The sequence below is a fragment of the Corynebacterium sp. 1103A genome (assembly GCF_055700955.1).
Genome location: NZ_JASTTF010000006.1, coordinates 50715 through 69764, shown reverse-complemented (window position 1 = coordinate 69764; position 19050 = coordinate 50715). Strand labels below are relative to the sequence as shown.

Here is a 19050-nt window from a genome sequence, read left to right as displayed (position 1 = left end):
TGGTGAAGACCCACGAGATTCGGGAGCGCTTTACTGCGCATTTTGTGAATAAGGGCCACGAGCCCGTCCCCAGCGCCTCGCTGATCCTGGATGATCCTAACCTGCTGTTCGTCAACGCCGGCATGGTTCCCTTCAAGCCCTATTTCCTGGGCCAGCAGAACCCGCCCTTCCCGAACGGGCTGGCCACCTCCATCCAGAAGTGCGTACGCACCCTGGACATCGAAGAGGTCGGCATCACCACCCGCCACAACACCTTCTTCCAGATGGCCGGCAACTTCTCCTTCGGCCAGTATTTCAAGGAAGGTGCTATCACTAACGCGTGGGAGCTGCTCACCAACTCGATCGAGGAGGGCGGCTTCGGCCTGGACCCAGCGCGTCTGTGGGTCACCGTCTACGAGACCGACGACGAGGCCGCCAGCATCTGGCACGACAAGATCGGCGTGCCCGAAGAGCGCATCCAGCGCATGGGCATGGAGGACAATTACTGGTCCATGGGCGTGCCCGGGCCCTGTGGGCCGTGCTCCGAGATCTACTACGACCGCGGCGCCGAATACGGCAAGGAGGGCGGCCCGGCCGCGGACGACAACCGCTACATGGAGATCTGGAACCTGGTCTTCATGCAGAACGAGCGCGGCGAAGGCAACGGCAAGGGCGATTTCGAAATTGTCGGCGAGCTGCCGAAGAAGAACATCGATACCGGCCTGGGCATCGAGCGCGTCGCTTGCCTGCTCCAGGGCGTGGACAACGTCTACGAGACGGACCTGCTTCGCCCAGTCATCGACGTGGCCGAGGAGCTGACCGGCTCGAAGTACAACTCGAACCACGAGCATGACATCCGCTTCCGCGTCATCGCGGACCACTCCCGCACCGGCATGATGCTCATCCTGGACGGCGTGACCCCGTCCAACGAGGGCCGCGGCTACATCCTGCGCCGCCTGCTGCGCCGCATTATCCGCTCCGCCCGCCTGCTGGGCGCGACCGGGGAAACCATCGAGCGCTTCCTGACCACGGTCATGGACACCATGGAGCCGTCCTACCCGGAAATCGCTGACAACCGCGAGCGCATCCTCCGCGTGGCCAAGAACGAGGAAAAGGCCTTCCTCAAGACCCTCGAATCCGGCACCTACCGCTTCGACGAGGCCGCCGCTGCTGTTAAGGCCGCCGGCAAGAAAACCCTGCGCGGCGAGGACGCCTTCGCCCTGCACGACACCTACGGCTTCCCGATCGACCTGACCCTCGAGATGGCCGCCGAGGCCGGCCTCGAGGTCGACATGCCCGCCTTCGAGGCCGCCATGGCCGAGCAGAAGGCGCGCGCCAAGGCTGACAACCGCGCCAAGAAACACGGGCACACCGATGAGTCGCTCTACCGCGAATGGGTCGACAACCAACCAACCATCTTCACTGGTTACGAAGAGCTTAGCTCCGACGCTCAGGTCATCGGCCTGGTGCGCAACGGCGAGAAGGTCACCGAGGCCGAGGTAGGAGACAAGGTCGAGGTCATCCTGGACCAGACCCCGCTGTACGCCGAGTCCGGCGGCCAGATGGCCGACCGCGGGCGCCTGGTGGCGGGCGAGACCACCCTGCAGGTCGACGACGTGCAGAAGATCGGCAAGAAGCTGTGGGTCCACAAGGCCACCGTGACCGCCGGCGGGCTGGATCTGGGCACCCGTATGACCGCGGAGGTCGACGCCGCCTGGCGCCACGGCGCCACCCAGGCGCACACGGCCACCCACCTCATCCACGCCGCGCTACGTCAGGTGCTGGGCCCGACCGCGGTCCAGGCCGGTTCCATGAACCGTCCGGGCTACCTGCGCTTCGACTTCAACTTCACCGACCAGCTCACCGAGGCCCAGATGGAGGAGATCGCCCTCATCACCAACCAGGCGGTGGACTCCAACCTGGCGGTCAACACCATCGAGACCTCCCTGGAGGAGGCCAAGGCGATGGGCGCTATGGCGCTGTTCGGCGAGAACTACGGCCGCAACGTCCGCGTCGTGGAAATCGGCGGCCCGTTCTCCATCGAGCTCTGCGGCGGCACCCACGTCGGCGCCTCCTCCCAGGTGGGCCCGGTCTCCGTGCTGGGTGAGTCCTCCGTTGGCTCCGGAGCCCGCCGCATCGAGGCCTACACCGGCCTGGACGCGTTCAAGTACTTCTCCAAGGAAGCCGCCCTGGTCGAGGGCGTATCCCGCGATCTGAAGGTCCAGACCGAGGAACTGCCGGACCGGATCGCCCAGCTGAGCGAGAAGCTCAAGGCCGCGGAGAAGGAAATCTCCAGCCTCCGCAAGGCCCAGCTCCAGGCCCAGGCCGCGGACTTCGTGGCCGCCGCCCGCGAGGTCAACGGTTTCCGGACCATCATGCTGCGCCTGCCGGAGGGCACGGACGGCAACGACCTGCGCACCGTGGCCACGGACTTGAAGAACCGCCTGAAGGACCACGACGGCGTTATCGCGCTGGGTGCGAAGAACGGCGAGAAGTTCTCCTTCATCATCGCCGCGACCCCGTCCGCCGTGGAACGCGGCGTGAAGGCCGGTGACATCGTCAAGCTCTTCGGCGAATACGTCGACGGCCGCGGCGGCGGCAAGCCGGACATGGCGCAGGGCTCCGGCCAGCTGGCCGAGGGAGCCGAGCGCGGCTTCGACGCCGTCAAGGACATGTTGGAGAAGCTGTAGGTCTATGGCGAAAGTCACACCGGATACTCCCGGCCTTGACGACCCCGGCCCCGGCCGGCGGCTCGGCGTAGACGTTGGCACTGTCCGAATTGGGGTAGCCGTCAGCGATCGCGACGCGCGCCTGGCGACCCCCGTCGAGACCGTCGCGCGGGTCACCGGCTTCAAGGACCGCGACGGCGCGGACATCGATCGGCTCGTTGAGCTGGCCGAACAGTACCAAGTTACCGAAGTGGTCGTCGGGCTGCCGCGGGATTTGCAGGCCAACGGATCCAAAAGCGTCAAGCACGCCAAGGAGATTGCGTTTCGTATCCGTCGCCGGTTGGCGAAGTCTGAAACGATGGTTTCGTTAGCACCTGTCAGATTGGCGGATGAGCGTCTCACCACGGTGGTCGCCACCCAAGCCTTGCGTGCCTCTGGAGTATCCGAGAAGAAGGGCCGTAAAGTGATTGACCAAGCCGCTGCTGTGGAGATTCTCCAAAGCTGGCTGGATGCACGCGCGCGAGCATTGTCCGATAAACAGAATGACGCAGACCAATAAAGCCTTCGACCTCAGGAGACTAATTTAGTGAGCCGCAATGAACAGCGCTTGGCTAGGCGCATGGAACCGAAGTTTGTGAAGCGACGACAGCGTGGCTTAGCCGTGCTGATCGCCTCCTTCGTGCTGATCATCGGCGCGATCGTCTACATCGGCGGCCAAATCCTGGTGGGCGACAAGGGAGGGTCGCGTACCGACTTTGAAGGGACGGGTAACGGCGTGACCCAGTTGATCCAGGTGCCGGAGGGGTCCTCCATCTCGGAGCTGGGCCGTGACTTGGTGGACAAGGGCGTGGTGAAAAGCGACGAGGCTTTCCAGACTGCCGCCGCCAACAACGTTGACGCCGGCTCGCTGCAGCCGGGCTTCTACCGCCTGCAGGAGGAGATGAGCGCAGATTCTGCAGTCGAGGCGCTGCTCGACCTTAACAACCAGGTCGACCTACTGGACGTGCAAGGCGGCGCGACGCTCCAAGACGTCTCCGTCATCGGCGGCGACGTGCGCTACGGCATCTACTCCATGATCGAGAAGGTCACCTGCGAGGAAGGCAACTGCGTCCAGAAGGACGAGCTGGAGCGTGTCGCGGCGACCGTGGACCCGCAGCAGCTGGGTGCCCCGGAGTGGGCTATCGAACCCGTCAAGGCCCGCGGCGACGATCCGAAGCGCCTGGAGGGCCTCATTGCGCCGGGCCGCTACATCCTGGACCCGAACATGAGCGCCGAGGAGATCCTGACCGATCTGGTTTCCCGCTCCGCGGAGCAGTACAACGAAACCGACATCGTGGGCCGTGCCCAGGCCATTGGCGTGAGTCCCTACGAGCTGCTTACCTCTGCCTCCCTGGTCGAGCGCGAGGCCCCGGCCGGCGAGTTCGACAAGGTCGCGCGTGTCATCCTGAACCGCCTAGACGAGCCCATGCGCCTGGAGTTCGACTCCACCGTCAACTACGGCCTGGAAGACGTCGAGCTGGCCACCACCGACGAGGACCGTGATCGCAAGACGCCGTGGAACACCTACGCCAAGGATGGCCTGCCGGATACGCCGATCGCGTCGCCGTCGGAGGAAGCCATCCAGGCGATGGAGCACCCCGCCGAGGGCGAGTGGCTCTTCTTCGTCACCGTGGATGATCAGGGCACGACCGTGTTCACCAACAACTTCGACGAGCACCAGGAAAAGGTCCGCGAGGCCCTCGACTCGGGCATCCTGGACCACCAGCGCCAAGGCACCAACCCGGCCGACGCCGAGAACGCTGAAAACTAGAGAACTAGGAGACCTCGGTCATGCCACGCGCGGCGGTATTGGGCTCGCCCATCGAGCACTCGCTCTCCCCGGTTTTGCACAACGCCGGTTACGCGGCCCTCGGTCTGGAGGATTGGGACTACGGCCGGCAGGAGTGCACGGCCGAACAGCTCCCCGGGCTCGTGCGTGGGGCCGCCGCCGACGTGCGCGGTTTCTCCGTGACCATGCCGGGCAAGTTCGCCGCGGTGGAGATCGCCGACGAGGTCACCGACCGCGCCCGCCTGCTGGGCTCGGCCAATACCCTGGTGCGGCTGAGCGAGGCGCGCTGGCGGGCCGACAACACCGACACCGAGGGCGTCATCGGCGCGCTGCAGCGCCTGCTCTGGGACCAGCACGTGGACGAGGCCGTGGTCATCGGCGCCGGCGGTACCGCGCGCCCGGCGCTGTGGGCTCTGGCCCAGCGCGGCGTTAAAACCGTCACGGTGCTCAACCGCTCCAACCGCCGCGCCGAGCTCGAGCCGCTAGCCCGCGAGCTGGGCCTGGAGTTGCGCACCACGGACTTCCACACCGACTTGGAGCAGCTGTCCCTGGGCACCGGGGTCATCGTCTCCACGGTTCCCTCGGCGGCGCTGGAAGACCACCTGCTGGATCTCGCGCACGCGCCGGTGCTAGACGTCATTTACGAGCCCTGGCCGACTCCGCTGACCGTGGCCGCCGCGGCGAACGGCTACGCGACGGTCAACGGGCACATCATGCTGGCCCACCAGGCCTTCAGTCAGTTCGAGCAGTTCACGGGCCAGCCTGCCCCGCAAGAAGAGATGATTGACGCGCTCAACAGCGCCCTGGCCGCCCGCCAGAGCTCGCTAATAAACCGCGCCAAGCGCAGCTAGCCCACGACCGCGCCCTGGGCAGCCCCGCGCCCGATCCCTTAAGCTGGGCTACACGAGGTTCAAGCTTTGGGGGAAGCGGGGGAGAATCAGCTTATGGTGCACACTGCGCCTTTCGTGACCACGGGGGAAGAGTTACCAATCGCGGCCTGTGCCGTGGGGCTTTGGCTGCTGGTGGCCTGGGCCGCGACACTGTGCTGGTGGGACCTTAGCGCCCGGCGCCTGCCCAACTGGCTGACGCTGCCCGCCGGGGCAGTAGCAGTCCTCGCGCTTTTTCAGTATCCGTCCTGGGCCGTGGGGCTTATCTGGCCGGGCGTCTACCTCGCCCAGGCGCTGCTGCCCGGCCCGGTCGGGCGCTTAGGCGGCGGGGACATAAAGCTCGCGGCCCCGCTCGGGGTGGGCTGCGCCGCGCTTGCCGGGACGGCCGGGGTGCTCGCCGCGATGGTCATTGCCGGGCTGGTGACCCTGGGGGCCGGATTATTATGCACCGCTGCCGGCAGCGGCCGGAAGGCGGATCACCGGGGCGTCCCACACGGTCCGGCCATGCTCTTTGCCGCCGCCGCGGTGGCGGCCGCCAGGTGGGTGGCTACCCCCATAATGTAGACGGATGCACCACTTCACAGGGCCGGCGTGAAATAATGACAGCCATGCTTCGTTGGACAACTGCGGGAGAATCCCACGGGCAGGCGCTCATCGCGCTGCTTGAGCACCTGCCGGCCGGGGTTCCGATTACTAAGGACGAGATTGCGCTGCAACTATCGCGGAGGAGGCTGGGCTACGGCCGCGGCGCCCGAATGAAGTTCGAGGCCGATGAGCTGACCCTGCTCGCCGGCGTCCGCCACGGCCAGACCTTGGGCAGCCCGATTGCGGTGATGATCGGCAATACGGAGTGGCCGAAGTGGACCACCGTGATGAGCCCGGGCCCGTTGGATATGGACGACGCGCAGGTCGCAGAAGCCATGCAGTCGGGCCGCGGCGCGGCGCTGACCCGCCCGCGACCGGGACACGCGGATTTTGCCGGCATGGTCAAGTATGACCACGCCGAGGCCCGCCCGATCCTGGAGCGTTCCTCCGCCCGGGAGACCGCCGCCCGCGTGGCCGCGGCCACCTTCGCCCGCAACTTCCTGCGGGAGACCCTCGGCGTGGAGGTGATCTCCCACGTCATCTCCATCGGCGCTTCCGATCCTTATGAGGGCCCGGCCCCGGCGCCGGCGGATCTTGCGGCTATCGATGCCTCCCCGGTGCGTTCCTTCGACAAGGCCGCTGAGGAGAGCATGGTCGCCGAGATCGAGGCCGCCAAGAAGCAGGGTGACACCTTAGGCGGGATCGTGGAGGTCGTCGTCGACGGGCTGCCCATCGGCTTGGGCTCGCACATCAGCGGCGAGGATCGCCTCGACGCCCAGCTGGCGGCCGCGCTGATGGGCATCCAGGCCATCAAGGGCGTGGAGATCGGCGACGGCTTCGCCGAGGCCCGCCGCCGCGGCTCCGCCGCGCACGACGAGATGGTGCGCACGGACGACGGCGTTGACCGGCTGACTAACCGCGCGGGCGGCCTCGAGGGCGGCATGACCAACGGCCAGCAGCTGCGGGTGCGGGCGGCCATGAAGCCGATTTCCACCGTGCCGCGTGCGCTGCAGACCGTGGACATGGCCGACGGTTCCGCCGCGACCGCCATCCACCAGCGCTCCGACGTGTGCGCGGTGCCCGCGGCCGGCGTGGTGGCCGAGGCCATGGTGGCGCTCGTCGTCGCCCGCGCCGTGCGGGAGAAATTCGGCGGCGACAGCTTAGCGGAGACCAAGCGCAACATCGCCGCTTACCAGGACTACGTCGCCCAGCGCTTGAACTGCCCGCAGGATAACCCCGAAGCCTAAAAGACCAAACACACTGGAAAGGCCAGGACTACGATGACCGTACCTCCTTTAGCGACGGGAGCTCCGCGACCGCTGGCAGTGCTGGTGGGCCCGCCCGGCGCCGGTAAATCGACCATCGGGCGCCGGCTCGCCCGGGCGCTGAACGTCGGGCTGGTGGATTCGGACCAACTGATCGAGGTCGCCCACGGCAAGCCCTGCGGTGAGGTCTTCGCCGAGCTGGGCGAGGAAGATTTCCGCCACGAGGAAGAAAAGCACGTGGCCGAGGCCCTGTCTGCCGGCGGCGTGGTCAGCCTCGGCGGGGGAGCCGTGGTCAGCTCGGCCACCCGCGACCTGCTGGAGCGCCACACAGTCATCTGGGTGGAAGTCAGCGCGGAGGAAGGTGTGCGGCGCACCTCCAGCAACAACTCCCGCCCGGTCCTGCAGTCCGAGGACCCGTTGGCGCGCTACCAGGAGCTGCTGGACCAACGCGATGAGTTCTACCGCGAGGTCGCCGACTACCGTGCCCGCACCGACGGGCGCAGCCCGCAGCAGGTGGTCGGGGATATCCTCGGCTTCTTGGAGACCCTGTAGGAAGACCACCCTCTAACCGTCACACCCCACCCCCTAATTTTGTCGAGGAGAAGCCCATGCCCGTCATTCCGGTTAACGGCCCGGCACCGTATCAGGTCCACATTGGTCACGGGCTGGCCCCGGAAATCGTCGAGACCATCCGGGAGTCCGGCGCGGCCCAGGTAGCCATCCTCTGCCCCGAGGTCTTGAGCGCCTCCGCGCGCCGGCTCGCCGACGTGGTTGAGGGCGCCGGCGTGCGCTGCCACGTCTGGCTCTTGCCGGACGCTGAGCGCGCCAAGCAGCTCAGCGTCGTCAGCGAGCTCTGGGACAAGCTCGGCGCGGCCGGCTTTGGCCGCCAGGACCTTGTCGTCGGCTTCGGCGGCGGTGCGACCACGGACCTGGCGGGATTCGTCGCGGCGACCTGGATGCGCGGCATCCGCGTGGTGCAGGTGCCAACGACGCTGCTGGCCATGGTGGACGCGGCTGTCGGCGGCAAGACCGGCATCAACACCGCGGCCGGCAAGAACCTGGTTGGGTCCTTCCACGAGCCGCTGGCCGTCTTCGCCGACATTGAGGTGCTGCGCAGCCTTCCGGACGAAGAGATGGTGACCGGCTCGGCAGAAATCATCAAGACCGGCTTCATCCACGACCCGGAGATCATCGAGCTCTACCGCCGCGACCCGGCCGCCTGCCTGGACCCGGACGGCGCCCTGCCGGAACTTATCGCCCGCTCGGTGGCGGTCAAGGCCCACGTGGTGGGCGAGGACCTCAAGGAGTCTGGCCTGCGGGAGACCCTGAACTACGGGCACACCTTCGGGCACGCCATCGAGCGCGCGGAGGACTACTCCTGGCGCCACGGCAACGCCGTGGCCGTGGGCATGATGTTCGTGGCCTACCTGGCCGAGGCCCGCGGGTTCATCGACGCCGATCTGGTCGAGCTGCACCGTGAGGTCCTCACCTCCGTCGGCCTGCCGGTTGCCTACCGCGACGGCCAGTGGCCGGAGCTGCACGCGGCCATGCGCCATGACAAGAAAAACCGGGACGGTAAAATCCGCTTCGTGGCCTTGACCGCGGTGGGGGCGACCACCCGCGTTGAGGGCCCGAGCGAGGACGAATTGCGCCAAGCATTTGAGAAGGCGAGCAGATAATGCAGGTAGTTATCATCAACGGGCCCAACCTGAACCGGCTGGGCAAGCGCCAGCCGGACGTCTACGGCGCCACCACCCTGCGCGATATCGAGGAGATGATCCGCCAGCGCGGGGAGAAGCTCCGCGCGGAGGGCGCCGAACTGGAGCTGGACTTCTTCCAGTCCAACCACGAAGGTGAGATCATCGACCGCGTCCACGCCGCCGCCGATGCCGGCGCGGGTGTCATCATCAACCCCGGGGCCTTTACCCATACCTCCGTGGCCATCCGCGACGCGCTCGCGGAGATCGCCGACGGCGCGGGCTTCGTGGAGGTCCACCTGTCCAACGTGCACGCCCGGGAAGAATTCCGGCAGCGCTCCTACCTGTCGGCCATCGCTGGCGGCGTCATCGCCGGACTCGGCCCGGTTGGCTACCTCGCCGCCCTCTCGTACTTCACCGCCTCTTCCTAAGCCCTGCAGACCCGCGCCTTAACGCCGGTGTGAAAACGGTTACCGTGTCTGCGGACACAGGCTAGAATGGGTGTCCTACGCGGTGGGCTTTAAAAGCCTGCCTTTAGTGCATTTTGCTCAGCGGAAAGGATTAACCATGGCTTTGGCAGATACTCGTTTTAGCGACCGGCGTCGGAAGCTTGCGGCGCAGCTGGCGGGGCAGCGCATCGACGCGATTTTGGTCACCGATCTTATCCACGTGCGTTACCTGTCGAATTTCTCCGGCTCGAACGGCGCGCTGCTGTTGCGGAAGGACCTTTCCGCCGCTATAGCCACCGACGGGCGGTACACTACCCAGATTAAGCAGGAAGTGCCGGACATCACCCCGATTATCGAGCGCGGTGTCGGCATGGCCCTGCTCAAGACCCTGGAGGGGCAGGGGCCGCTGAGGGTGGGCTTCGAAGCGGACACGGTCTCGGTTAACCAGCACGCGGCTCTGGAGAAGGCCTGCCCGGAGGACGTGACTCTGGTTCCTATCTCCGGCGTGATTGAGGAGATCCGCCTCTACAAGGATCCGCTCGAGCTGGAACGCCTGGACTCCCTGGCGCAGCTGGCTACCGATGCCTTCGAGGCGATGCTAGCCGCGGGCGAGGTCCGCGCGGGCCGCACCGAGCGCCAGATCGCAGCCGACCTGGAATACCGGATGCGCGAGGCCGGCGCGGAGCGCACCAGCTTCGACACCATCGTGGCCTCCGGCCCGAACTCCGCGCTGCCGCACCACGGCGCCGACGACCGGGTGCTGGAAGACGGCGACTTGGTCACCATCGACTTCGGCGCCCACCTGCGCGGCTTCAACTCCGATATGACGCGCACCGTCGTCATCGGTGAACCGGACGAGTTCGTCCGGGAGATCTACGACGTGGTTAAGCGTGCCCAGGAGGCCGGCGTGGCGGCGGCCACCCCGGGCACGGCACTCGCGGACGTGGACAAGGCCTGCCGCGACGTCATCGAGGAGGCCGGCTACGGCGAGTACTTCGTCCACTCGACCGGCCACGGCGTGGGCTTGCTCGTCCACGAGGCGCCCGCGGCCGCCCGCAACGCCAACGGCACCCTGGCCGCCGGCATGACGCTGACCATCGAGCCGGGCGTTTACGTGCCCGGCAAGGGCGGCGTGCGGATCGAGGACACCCTCATCATCACCGACGGCGCCCCGACTATCATCACCCGCTCGCCGAAGGAACTGCGGTCCTTCTAGCCTGGGCCCCAGGTCCACGCTAGGTACTGCCCGCGCGGACGCACTGACCGCCCGGGGCGTTGCCGCCGGTTGCCCACCACAAAAAGTGGGCGCCGGTTTTACACGCATTCCGGCAGGGATAGTAAACTGGTAAGACGTAACTTTTAATCCAACAGATTTCGGGAGATTGATTCGTGGCTGATACCACTGCTTTCAAGAACGGTCTTGTTCTAAAGATTGACAATAAGCTACAGCAGATTATTGAGTTCCAGCACGTCAAGCCGGGCAAGGGCCCTGCCTTCGTGCGCACCAAGCTCAAGGACGTTGTCTCGTGCAAGGTCACGGACAAGACGTGGAACGCCGGCGCCAAGGTCGAGACCGCGACGGTGGACCGCCGCGACATGACCTACTTGTACCACGACGGCAGCAACTACGTCGTCATGGATGACAAGGACTTCGAGCAGGTCGAGCTGAGCCCGGACAAGTTTGGCGACGCCGCCAAGTTCCTGCTGGAGAACATGCGCGTGCAGGTCTCCTTCCATGAGGGCGAGCCGCTGTTCGCCGAGCTGCCGATCAACGTTGACCTGAAGGTCGAGCATACCGATCCGGGCCTGCAGGGCGACCGCTCCAACGGTGGCACCAAGCCGGCCACCCTGGAGACCGGCGCCGAGATCCAGGTCCCGCTGTTCATCGAGACCGGCAACGTGCTCAAGGTGGATACCCGGACGGGCGAGTACCTGTCCCGCGTCAGCAACTAGCGTGCAGCAAGAACAAAAGAAGGACCCAGTGACGGAAGAAAATTACGAGCAGCACAGCTCGTCTCCCGAGCGCGTGTCCCGCAACCGTCGCCACGGCGCACGGTACCGGGCACGGCGGCGTGCCGCCGACATCCTCTACGAGGCAGAAAACCGCGACATCGATCCGGTAGCCATCGTCGAGGAACGAAAGGGCCTGGCCCTAGAAGGCGAGCACGGCGTTGCGCCGATCGCGGACTACACCGCAGAAATCGTCCAAGGCGTGGCCGAAGAGCTGGACGACATCGATGACGCGATCGCTCGCTACCTTGCCGACGATTGGCGCCTGGACCGGCTGCCTCCCGTCGAGCGAGCGATCCTGCGCGTGTCCACCTGGGAGCTGCTCTACAACCCGGAGGTACCGCTGGCTACCGCCGTGACCGAAGGCGTGGAGCTGGCCAGCGAATACTCGCACATCAAGGCCGCCCCGTACATCAACGCGGTCCTCGACGACGTCGCGCAGTCCCGCCGCGCCGGCAGCCCGATGGCCTCCGAGGAGGACCTCGCCTCCGAGGAGACCGCGGACGGCGCTGAGACCACCGACGGCGCTGAGACCGCTGCGGATTCCCCGGAAGGGGAGAAGGACACACCGGCTGAGTAGGCGCGGTCCCGCCGCTTCGGCGCAGGCCGGCTGTGGGGCGTTGTCTGCAAGATCTAAAAAGCTGGCTGGCCTTCCGATCCACCCGCGCTAGTGCGCGAGGTTGGAGAAGGAGGACAGCCAGCTTTTCGTGATGAATTGGCTCTGCTAGTTGTCGCCGCCGGCTTCCTGGGCGGTCTCGGAGCCCATCTTGGCCATTTCCTCGGCGGCGGAAACCATGGCGTTCTGGGCGCCGATGACGCCGTCGACGGCGGCTTGGAGCGCTGCGGTCAACTGGCCGTCGGTCGCGCCGGCGGCCACCGGCAGGTCGCGCTCGGAACGCACGATGAGCATGTCTTCGTGCTCGGCTATGGCCACGCGGGCGCCGAAGGAAACCGAGTTGATCTGGTTGGCCGCCAGGAAGAGCCCGGCATCGGCCTGCGAGAAGGAGGCGTCGGTAGCCACGTCGCAGCGGACGATGACCACGGAATCCAGCACCGCGAACATGCACGGCAGGCCGTTGAGGTTAGCCGTGGCGGCGTCGTTGCGGCCTTCGATCTTTTCCAGCTCGATCTCGAAGGTGCGCATCGCGTCGATGACGCGTTCCAGGGTGACCTCCGGTAGTGCGGTGTCGGTAGGGTTCTGGTTAGTCATTGTGCTCCTCCCAGGTCACGAGTTCCGGGTACTGCTGTTCCAGCCAGGTAAACGACTGCACGACGGCGTCCAGGGTGGACATCACGAACGCACCGATCTGGTTGCGGGACAGGCCCTGGCTGATGTTGAGCTCACGCACGGCGGAGACGGCCAGGCTGCCCTCTCCGGCCTCAAAGAAACGCAGGGTGGGGGCGAAGTGCTCGGTGTTCCACTGGTTGAGCTGGGCCAGGACCTTCGGGCCCTCCGCGGCCGGCACGTCGCCGCGCCAGACCGAATCCAGGATGAGGGTGTTTTCCCGCACCTGCATCGCGATGGCGGCGTTGGAGAAACCGGTTCGCAGGATGTCGATGGTCTCCTCGTCGCTGACTGGCTGGTTTTCCATCCGGTACTGCAGCTTTTCGGCGTCGAAGATTTCCCCGACGCGGGCGAGGGTTACCGGCTCCACTGGGGTGTCCGGGTGCAATTGGGGTTGTTCATCAGTCACTGGGACAAAATCCAAACTTGTAGCTTAAAAGGGGTCGAAAATCATTCGTTACCTACCGCGGGACTTGGGCACTGCGATCCGGGCATGCCGGTGGGCAGGCCGAACTCCTTGGCGGGTAATCCGTCTATCCAGCATAACGGAGAGGTTGCCGGCGTGGGGCGCGGGCGGTTAGTTGGAGTCGGACGGCTGCCAGAGGCGCTGGTTGCCCAGCTCATGGGCGAAGGTGTCCTGGATGCTGCCGAAACGCATGACGTGGCCGTGCTCTTGCAGCTTGACCGGGGCCACGCGCTGGTCGGCCAGCGCGAGCTCTTGGGCGCCTTCCTTGCCCAGCAGCAGGGCCGGGCCGAAAGTGGGGATGGGCAGGACGGCTGGGCGTTTGAGCTGCTCGGCCAGGGTCTTGGTCATCTCCCGGTTCAGCACCGGGGCGGTCGACGCCGCGTTGACGGGCCCAGATAGGGCGGTGTCGAAGATGGCGCGGGTGTAGATATCGCACAGGTCGTCAAAGGCGACCCAGGAGAACCAAAAGTCGCCGTCGCCGAAGGAGCCGCCAAGACCGGCGGAAAACAGCGCGCGCAGCAGCGGCAGCAGTCCGCTGGTTCCGGTCAGGGCGATCCCGGTGCGGATGTTGACCACGCGCTTGCCGGCCTCGCGGGCCTCGGTGGTCGCGGCTTCCCAGTCGCGGACCACATCGGCCAGGAAGCCGTCGCCGGAGGCGGAGTCCTCGGTAAGCACCTCGTCACCGCGGTCGTTGCCGTAGAAGCCGATGGCGGAGGCGCAGACGAAGGTGTGGGTATCCGGGCTGTTGGCCACCAGCTGGGCGAGCTTTTGGGTGGGCCCCACGCGGGAGTCGCGGATTTCCTGCTTGTGCTTGTCGTTGAAGCGCCCGAAGATCGGCTCGCCGGCAAGATGCACCAGCACGTCGACGTCGTCGAGCAGGTTGCGGGCCGGCGAGTCCGGGTTCCAGATGCGCTGGTCATCCTTGGCCTCCGATCGGACCAGCTGGATGACGCGGTGGCCCAGTGTGGTCAGCTGGGCCGAAAGGGCGCGCCCGACGGAGCCGCGGGAGCCAGTCATCGCCACGGTCAGCGGGCGGGACTCGGTGGCCAGGACGTTGATGCCCTGGTCTCGCAGCTGGTTGATGAAGTTAAAATCCCCGATTAGCTTGTGCTGCCGGTAGGCAAAAGCGGACTCCAGGGAGCTATCGGGGATGCGAGTATCCACCGTGTCTGTGATCAAGGTGCCGCCCGCGTGGTCGGCGAACTCGTGGTCGTGGCGCCAGGACGCCAGCCGCTTGAGCGGGGCGGAAACGCAGACGTCGCTGAAGGAAAATCCGCGGCGGTACCGGGACAAGTCGTGGCGGGCGATCCACTTGAGCCCGGCCGGCAGAGAAAACACGGTGGTGCCGTCGGCCAGGCTGCGGGCTTGCTCCCGCGGGGACATGGGCAGGAAAGGCGGGGTCAGCCGGCTCACGGCGCCGGGACGGGTGTGCCAGTCCCATACCTGCTCGCGGTCGGCGGGGATGACGTGTTGTGCCTGGAATGTCACGGTGTGAAAGAACTCCTTTAAAAAGTCCGGGTATTCGGTGGAGTGTAACCAACTATTATCCCAGTTTTTGGCCGGCCGCGCGCTCGGCCCGCCCCCGAGTTCGGGGGAGGATGTGTTTCAGCTACGCGCAGGGGTGCGATCTGGGTGCGGGGGCTGCTAAGATTCGCCTTAGCACGAGCGGGGAAGGCAACGCCTCGTACCCGCCTACGTGAATAATTTCATCTGACCCTTATTCGACATCCTTTAAAGACCGCACCGTGAGGCGGGGAAGGAGGTCACGATGAGTGGTTCCGACACCTCCGCGGAGTCCACTGAGTTGCTGAGCTCAGACGACGTCGCGCGCACTGTCGCACGCATCGCGCACCAAATCATTGAAAAGACGGCCCTTGATGAGGCCGACGCGAACCCAGTCGTTTTGCTGGGTATTCCTTCCGGTGGTGTGCCGTTGGCCCACCGGCTGGCAGAAAAGATCCAAGAATTCGCCGGCGTGACTGTGCCGTGCGGCTCCCTGGACATCACGCTCTACCGCGACGACCTGCGTTCCAAACCGCACCGCGCCCTGCAGCCGACCCGGATCCCCGGCGGCGGTATTGACGGCACGACCGTCATCCTGGTCGACGACGTCCTGTTTTCCGGCCGCACCATCCGCGCCGCCCTGGACGCTCTGTCCGATGTGGGGCGCCCCCGCGTTATCCAGCTGGCCTGCTTGGTCGACCGTGGCCACCGCGAGGTCCCCATCCGCGCGGATTACGTGGGCAAGAATATCCCGACATCGCGCGACGAGGACATTGCTGTCTACAGCCGCGACCTTGATGACCGCGACGCGGTCGTGCTGACTCGCATCTACCGGGAGGATTAGTCATGAAGCACTTACTCGATATTGCCGACGTCAGCGCGACTGACCTGGTGGCGCTTCTGGACGAGGCAGACCGTTTCAAAGAGGTCCTCGATGGCCGCGAGGTCAAGAAGCTGCCGACCTTGCGCGGACGGACCATCTACACCCTGTTCTATGAGAACTCCACGCGCACCCGCTCGTCGTTCGAGACGGCGGGCAAGTGGATGTCGGCCGACGTCATTAACCTCTCGGCCTCGACGTCCTCGGTCAAAAAGGGCGAGTCCCTGCGCGATACCGGCCTGACCCTGGCCGCTATCGGCGCGGACGCCATCATCATCCGCCACCCGTCCTCCGGCGCGCCGCAGCAGCTGGCCCGCTGGGTGGCCCCGGACGGCGAGGGCCCGTCGGTTATCAACGCCGGCGACGGCGCGCACCAGCACCCCACCCAGGCCCTGCTGGACGCGGTGACCATGCGCCAGCGCCTGGGGATTAGCGGCGGGAACTTCTCCGGCCTGCGCGTGAAGATCGTGGGCGACTGCCTGCACTCGCGCGTGGTGCGCTCCAACGTGGATCTGCTCACCAAGCTCGGCGCGGAGGTCACCCTGGTCGCCCCGGCGACGCTGCTGCCGAACGGCGTGGAGAACTGGCCGGTGCGCGTGGCCTACGACTTCGACACCGAGCTGGCCGACGCCGACGTGGTCATGATGCTGCGCGTGCAGGCTGAGCGCATGCACGGCGGCTTCTTCCCGTCGCACCGCGAATACGCCAACCTCTACGGCCTGTCGCCGCAGCGCGCGGCCCAGATGAAAAAGGACGCCATCATCATGCACCCGGGGCCGATGCTCCGCGGCATGGAAATCACCTACCAGGTGGCTGACTACGACAATACCGCCGTCCTGCAGCAGGTCAACAACGGCGTGCACCTGCGTATGGCAGTCTTGTTCACTTTGCTCGCCGGCGGCGAAAGCTCGGCGGAATAGGAGAAAGATACTCATGACCAACACTTCTCAATTCCCGGCTACCGGCGCCACCCACCCGGTGCCGCAGCGCCCTCTCCTTATTTCCAACGTTCGCCCCTACGGCGAGGGCGACCCGGTCGACGTCCTAGTCCGCGACGGCGTTATCGCCGAGATGGGCCCGGGCCTGGCCGAGAAGCTGGCTGGGGACGAGGCCCAGCAGGCCGAGGTTATCGATGGCGCCGGCAACGTCCTGCTGCCGGGCCTGGTGGACATGCACGTCCACCTGCGCGAGCCAGGCCGCGAGGACACCGAGACCATCGAGACCGGTTCCCAGGCCGCCGCCAAGGGCGGGTTCACCGCCGTGTTCACCATGGCCAATACCAACCCGGTCACGGACCAGCCGGTCATCGCGGAGTCCATCTGGGCCAAGGCCCAGCGCATTGGCACCTGTGACGTGCACCCGGTGGGCTCTATTACCAAGGGGCTCGAGGGCAAGACGCTCACCGAGTTCGGCATGATGGCCCGCAGCGACGCCAAGGTGCGGATGTTCTCCGACGACGGCAAGTGCGTGGCCGACCCGCAGCTGATGCGCCGCGCCCTGGAATACGCCAAGGGCCTGGACGTGCTGCTGGCCCAGCACGCCGAGGAGCCGCGGCTGACCGACGGGGCAGTGGCGCACGAAGGCGAGACCGCCGCCAAGCTGGGGCTCACCGGCTGGCCGCGGGCGGCCGAGGAATCAATTGTCGCCCGTGACGCCCTGCTGGCCCGGGACTACGGCAACCGCGTGCATATCTGTCACGCCTCGACCACCGGCACCGTGGAGCTACTTAAGTGGGCTAAGTCTCAGGGCATTCCGCTGACTGCGGAGGTGACCCCGCACCACCTGCTGCTGACCGACGACAAGCTACACACCTACGACGGCGTCTTCCGCGTCAACCCGCCGCTGCGCGAGGAGCACGACACGCAGGCCCTGCGCCAGGCGCTGCTGGACGGGGTCATCGACTGCGTGGCCACGGACCATGCGCCGCACGGCGCCGAGGACAAGTGCGTGGAATTCGAAAACGCCAAGCCGGGCATGCTCGGCCTGGAGTCCTCGCTGGCGGTTATCGCCGAGATCTTCGTCGCTTCCGGCCTGGCCGACTGGCGCTTCGTCGCCCGAGTGATGTCGGAGCGCCCGGCGGAAATCACCCGCCTGCCCGGCCACGGACGCCCGGTTGCGGTTGGGGAGCCGGCGAACCTGACGCTGGTGGACCCGAACAGCCCGTGGACTTCAGACGCGACGCGGCTGGCCTCCAAGGCGCGGAACAACCCCTATGAGGGGGAGGAATTCAACGCGCAGGTTACCCACACCATCCTGCGTGGCGCGGTGACGTACTCCCGCGAGGCTGAAGACTAAAGCCAGTCGTGGAAGAAATACATCAGACCGCATATAATACTTTTGAAGATGCACTAGTCAGCGAAAGGTACATTCATGACTGACTCAGCCCACCCCAACACGCCGGCCATCCTGGTCCTGGCCGATGGCCGCACATTCCGCGGCTTCGGCTTCGGCGCCACCGGCACGACCCTCGGTGAGGCCGTGTTTACCACCGGCATGACCGGCTACCAGGAAACCATGACAGACCCGTCCTACCACCGCCAGATTGTGGTCACGGCCGCTCCGCAGATCGGCAACACCGGCTGGAACGACGAGGATAACGAGTCCCGCGGCAACCGTATCTGGGTCGCCGGCCTGGTAATCCGCGACCTGGCGCACCGCGTGTCCAACTGGCGCGCCAAGCGCAGCCTGCCGGAGGAGATGGAAGCCCAGAACATCATCGGCATCCGCGGCGTCGACACCCGCTCCCTGGTCCGCCACCTGCGCAACTACGGCTCCATCGCCGCCGGCATCTTCAGCGGCGAGGCCGCCGAGCGCGACGTCGAGGAGCTGCTCGCCGAAGTCAAGGGTCAAGACTCGATGGAAGGCGCCAACCTGTCCAGCGAGGTGACCACCGCTAAGCCGTATACCGTGGGGGCGGAAGGGGAGAAGCGCTACACCGTCGTCGCCTACGACATGGGTATCAAATCCGCCACCCCGCGCCACTTCGCCCGCCGCGGGATCGAGACCGTCGTCGTGCCGTCCGGCACCCCGCTCACAGAGATCGAGCAGTACCACCCGGATGGGGTCTTCATATCCAACGGGCCGGGCGACCCAGCCACGGCCGATGAGATGGTCGGCATCGTCCGCGACATCCTGTCCGCCGGCTACCCGTTCTTCGGCATCTGCTTCGGCAACCAGCTGCTCGGCCGCGCGCTGGGCCTGGGCACCTACAAGATGAAGTTCGGCCACCGCGGCATCAACGTCCCGGTGCAAAACCACCTGACCGGCAAGATCGACATCACCTCCCAGAACCACGGCTTCGCGCTGGAAAACCCGACGGGCAAGCCGGGCGGGGAGTTCGAGTCCGACTTCGGGCCGGCCATTATCACCCACACCTGCCTCAACGACGGCACCGTCGAGGGCGTGGCGCTGAAGAGCGGCAAGGCCTATTCCGTGCAGTACCATCCGGAATCCGCCGCCGGCCCCCACGACGCCAACCCGCTGTTTGACCAGTTCATCGAGTTGCTCAGCCAGCGTGCAGAAAACAAGTAAAGACCAGGAAGGATAG

19 protein-coding genes are annotated in these 19050 nt (G+C 66.2%); 16 read left to right on the top strand and 3 right to left on the bottom strand.

What is annotated here, in order from left to right; translation table 11 throughout:
- Positions 1 to 2: 2 nt before the first annotated feature.
- From alaS to nusB, 12 genes are all read left to right on the top strand, one after another.
- Positions 3 to 2669 carry an alanine--tRNA ligase gene (alaS, locus tag QQS52_RS06085; protein ID WP_472773036.1) on the top strand — a complete coding sequence of 889 codons (2667 nt, stop codon included), beginning with the start codon at positions 3 to 5 and terminating at the stop codon, positions 2667 to 2669.
- A gap of 4 nt (positions 2670 to 2673) precedes the next feature.
- Entirely contained in the window at positions 2674 to 3207 is a 534-nt protein-coding gene (gene ruvX / locus QQS52_RS06080; RefSeq protein WP_472773035.1) for a Holliday junction resolvase RuvX, read from the top strand.
- 60 nt (positions 3208 to 3267) lie between these two features.
- Positions 3268 to 4458 carry an endolytic transglycosylase MltG gene (gene mltG, locus QQS52_RS06075; protein ID WP_472773034.1) on the top strand — a complete coding sequence of 397 codons (1191 nt, stop codon included), beginning with the start codon at positions 3268 to 3270 and terminating at the stop codon, positions 4456 to 4458.
- A 20-nt stretch (positions 4459 to 4478) separates the two neighbouring features.
- Positions 4479 to 5327, top strand: a complete 849-nt coding sequence (locus QQS52_RS06070) for a shikimate dehydrogenase (RefSeq protein WP_472773033.1) — start codon at positions 4479 to 4481, stop codon at positions 5325 to 5327.
- Between the two features lie 93 nt (positions 5328 to 5420).
- Entirely contained in the window at positions 5421 to 5927 is a 507-nt protein-coding gene (locus tag QQS52_RS06065) for a prepilin peptidase (protein WP_472773032.1), read from the top strand.
- A 44-nt stretch (positions 5928 to 5971) separates the two neighbouring features.
- The gene (gene aroC, locus QQS52_RS06060; protein WP_472773031.1) at positions 5972 to 7195 is read left to right on the top strand and encodes a chorismate synthase; all 1224 of its coding nucleotides are present in this window, start codon (positions 5972 to 5974) and stop codon (positions 7193 to 7195) included.
- Between the two features lie 33 nt (positions 7196 to 7228).
- Positions 7229 to 7765, top strand: a complete 537-nt coding sequence (locus QQS52_RS06055) for a shikimate kinase (protein ID WP_472773030.1) — start codon at positions 7229 to 7231, stop codon at positions 7763 to 7765.
- 56 nt (positions 7766 to 7821) lie between these two features.
- On the top strand, positions 7822 to 8892 hold the full coding sequence (aroB, locus tag QQS52_RS06050; protein ID WP_472773029.1) for a 3-dehydroquinate synthase: 1071 nt from the start codon (positions 7822 to 7824) through the stop codon (positions 8890 to 8892).
- Positions 8892 to 9341, top strand: a complete 450-nt coding sequence (gene aroQ / locus QQS52_RS06045) for a type II 3-dehydroquinate dehydratase (RefSeq protein ID WP_472773028.1) — start codon at positions 8892 to 8894, stop codon at positions 9339 to 9341. Before aroB ends, aroQ begins: the two co-directional genes overlap by 1 nt.
- Positions 9342 to 9477: 136 nt before the next feature.
- On the top strand, positions 9478 to 10575 hold the full coding sequence (locus QQS52_RS06040) for a M24 family metallopeptidase (protein ID WP_472773027.1): 1098 nt from the start codon (positions 9478 to 9480) through the stop codon (positions 10573 to 10575).
- A gap of 173 nt (positions 10576 to 10748) precedes the next feature.
- Positions 10749 to 11312: an elongation factor P gene (efp, locus tag QQS52_RS06035; protein WP_472773026.1), complete on the top strand. Its 564-nt coding sequence runs from the start codon at positions 10749 to 10751 to the stop codon at positions 11310 to 11312.
- A gap of 73 nt (positions 11313 to 11385) precedes the next feature.
- Positions 11386 to 11949, top strand: a complete 564-nt coding sequence (gene nusB, locus QQS52_RS06030) for a transcription antitermination factor NusB (RefSeq protein ID WP_472773087.1) — start codon at positions 11386 to 11388, stop codon at positions 11947 to 11949.
- A gap of 144 nt (positions 11950 to 12093) precedes the next feature.
- On the opposite strand, the gene QQS52_RS06025 is transcribed toward nusB, so the two are convergent.
- From QQS52_RS06025 to QQS52_RS06015, 3 genes are all read right to left on the bottom strand, one after another.
- Positions 12094 to 12579, bottom strand: coding sequence for a YbjN domain-containing protein (locus QQS52_RS06025; protein WP_070768345.1), 486 nt, complete (start codon positions 12577 to 12579; stop codon positions 12094 to 12096).
- A complete protein-coding gene (locus QQS52_RS06020) occupies positions 12572 to 13063 on the bottom strand; it encodes a YbjN domain-containing protein (RefSeq protein ID WP_472773025.1) in 492 nt (163 codons plus the stop codon). Before QQS52_RS06020 ends, QQS52_RS06025 begins: the two co-directional genes overlap by 8 nt.
- A gap of 168 nt (positions 13064 to 13231) precedes the next feature.
- Entirely contained in the window at positions 13232 to 14608 is a 1377-nt protein-coding gene (locus QQS52_RS06015; RefSeq protein WP_472773024.1) for a TIGR01777 family oxidoreductase, read from the bottom strand.
- Between the two features lie 280 nt (positions 14609 to 14888).
- On the opposite strand from QQS52_RS06015, the gene pyrR reads away from it, so the two are divergent.
- The 4 genes from pyrR (at position 14889) to carA (ending at position 19034) form a co-directional block, all read left to right on the top strand.
- On the top strand, positions 14889 to 15467 hold the full coding sequence (pyrR, locus tag QQS52_RS06010; RefSeq protein ID WP_070768348.1) for a bifunctional pyr operon transcriptional regulator/uracil phosphoribosyltransferase PyrR: 579 nt from the start codon (positions 14889 to 14891) through the stop codon (positions 15465 to 15467).
- A 2-nt stretch (positions 15468 to 15469) separates the two neighbouring features.
- The gene (locus QQS52_RS06005) at positions 15470 to 16423 is read left to right on the top strand and encodes an aspartate carbamoyltransferase catalytic subunit (RefSeq protein WP_472773023.1); all 954 of its coding nucleotides are present in this window, start codon (positions 15470 to 15472) and stop codon (positions 16421 to 16423) included.
- A 13-nt stretch (positions 16424 to 16436) separates the two neighbouring features.
- Positions 16437 to 17798, top strand: a complete 1362-nt coding sequence (locus QQS52_RS06000) for a dihydroorotase (protein ID WP_472773022.1) — start codon at positions 16437 to 16439, stop codon at positions 17796 to 17798.
- A gap of 75 nt (positions 17799 to 17873) precedes the next feature.
- Entirely contained in the window at positions 17874 to 19034 is a 1161-nt protein-coding gene (gene carA / locus QQS52_RS05995) for a glutamine-hydrolyzing carbamoyl-phosphate synthase small subunit (RefSeq protein WP_472773021.1), read from the top strand.
- Positions 19035 to 19050 lie beyond the last annotated feature (16 nt).

Coding starts and splice junctions, on each gene's coding strand:
- ruvX (WP_472773035.1), top strand. CDS start 2,674: ATGGCGAAAGTCACACCGGATACTCCCGGCCTTGACGACCCCGGCCCC.
- mltG (WP_472773034.1), top strand. CDS start 3,268: ATGGAACCGAAGTTTGTGAAGCGACGACAGCGTGGCTTAGCCGTGCTG.
- QQS52_RS06070 (WP_472773033.1), top strand. CDS start 4,479: ATGCCACGCGCGGCGGTATTGGGCTCGCCCATCGAGCACTCGCTCTCC.
- QQS52_RS06065 (WP_472773032.1), top strand. CDS start 5,421: ATGGTGCACACTGCGCCTTTCGTGACCACGGGGGAAGAGTTACCAATC.
- aroC (WP_472773031.1), top strand. CDS start 5,972: ATGCTTCGTTGGACAACTGCGGGAGAATCCCACGGGCAGGCGCTCATC.
- QQS52_RS06055 (WP_472773030.1), top strand. CDS start 7,229: ATGACCGTACCTCCTTTAGCGACGGGAGCTCCGCGACCGCTGGCAGTG.
- aroB (WP_472773029.1), top strand. CDS start 7,822: ATGCCCGTCATTCCGGTTAACGGCCCGGCACCGTATCAGGTCCACATT.
- aroQ (WP_472773028.1), top strand. CDS start 8,892: ATGCAGGTAGTTATCATCAACGGGCCCAACCTGAACCGGCTGGGCAAG.
- QQS52_RS06040 (WP_472773027.1), top strand. CDS start 9,478: ATGGCTTTGGCAGATACTCGTTTTAGCGACCGGCGTCGGAAGCTTGCG.
- QQS52_RS06025 (WP_070768345.1), bottom strand. CDS start 12,579: ATGACTAACCAGAACCCTACCGACACCGCACTACCGGAGGTCACCCTG.
- pyrR (WP_070768348.1), top strand. CDS start 14,889: ATGAGTGGTTCCGACACCTCCGCGGAGTCCACTGAGTTGCTGAGCTCA.
- QQS52_RS06005 (WP_472773023.1), top strand. CDS start 15,470: ATGAAGCACTTACTCGATATTGCCGACGTCAGCGCGACTGACCTGGTG.
- QQS52_RS06000 (WP_472773022.1), top strand. CDS start 16,437: ATGACCAACACTTCTCAATTCCCGGCTACCGGCGCCACCCACCCGGTG.
- carA (WP_472773021.1), top strand. CDS start 17,874: ATGACTGACTCAGCCCACCCCAACACGCCGGCCATCCTGGTCCTGGCC.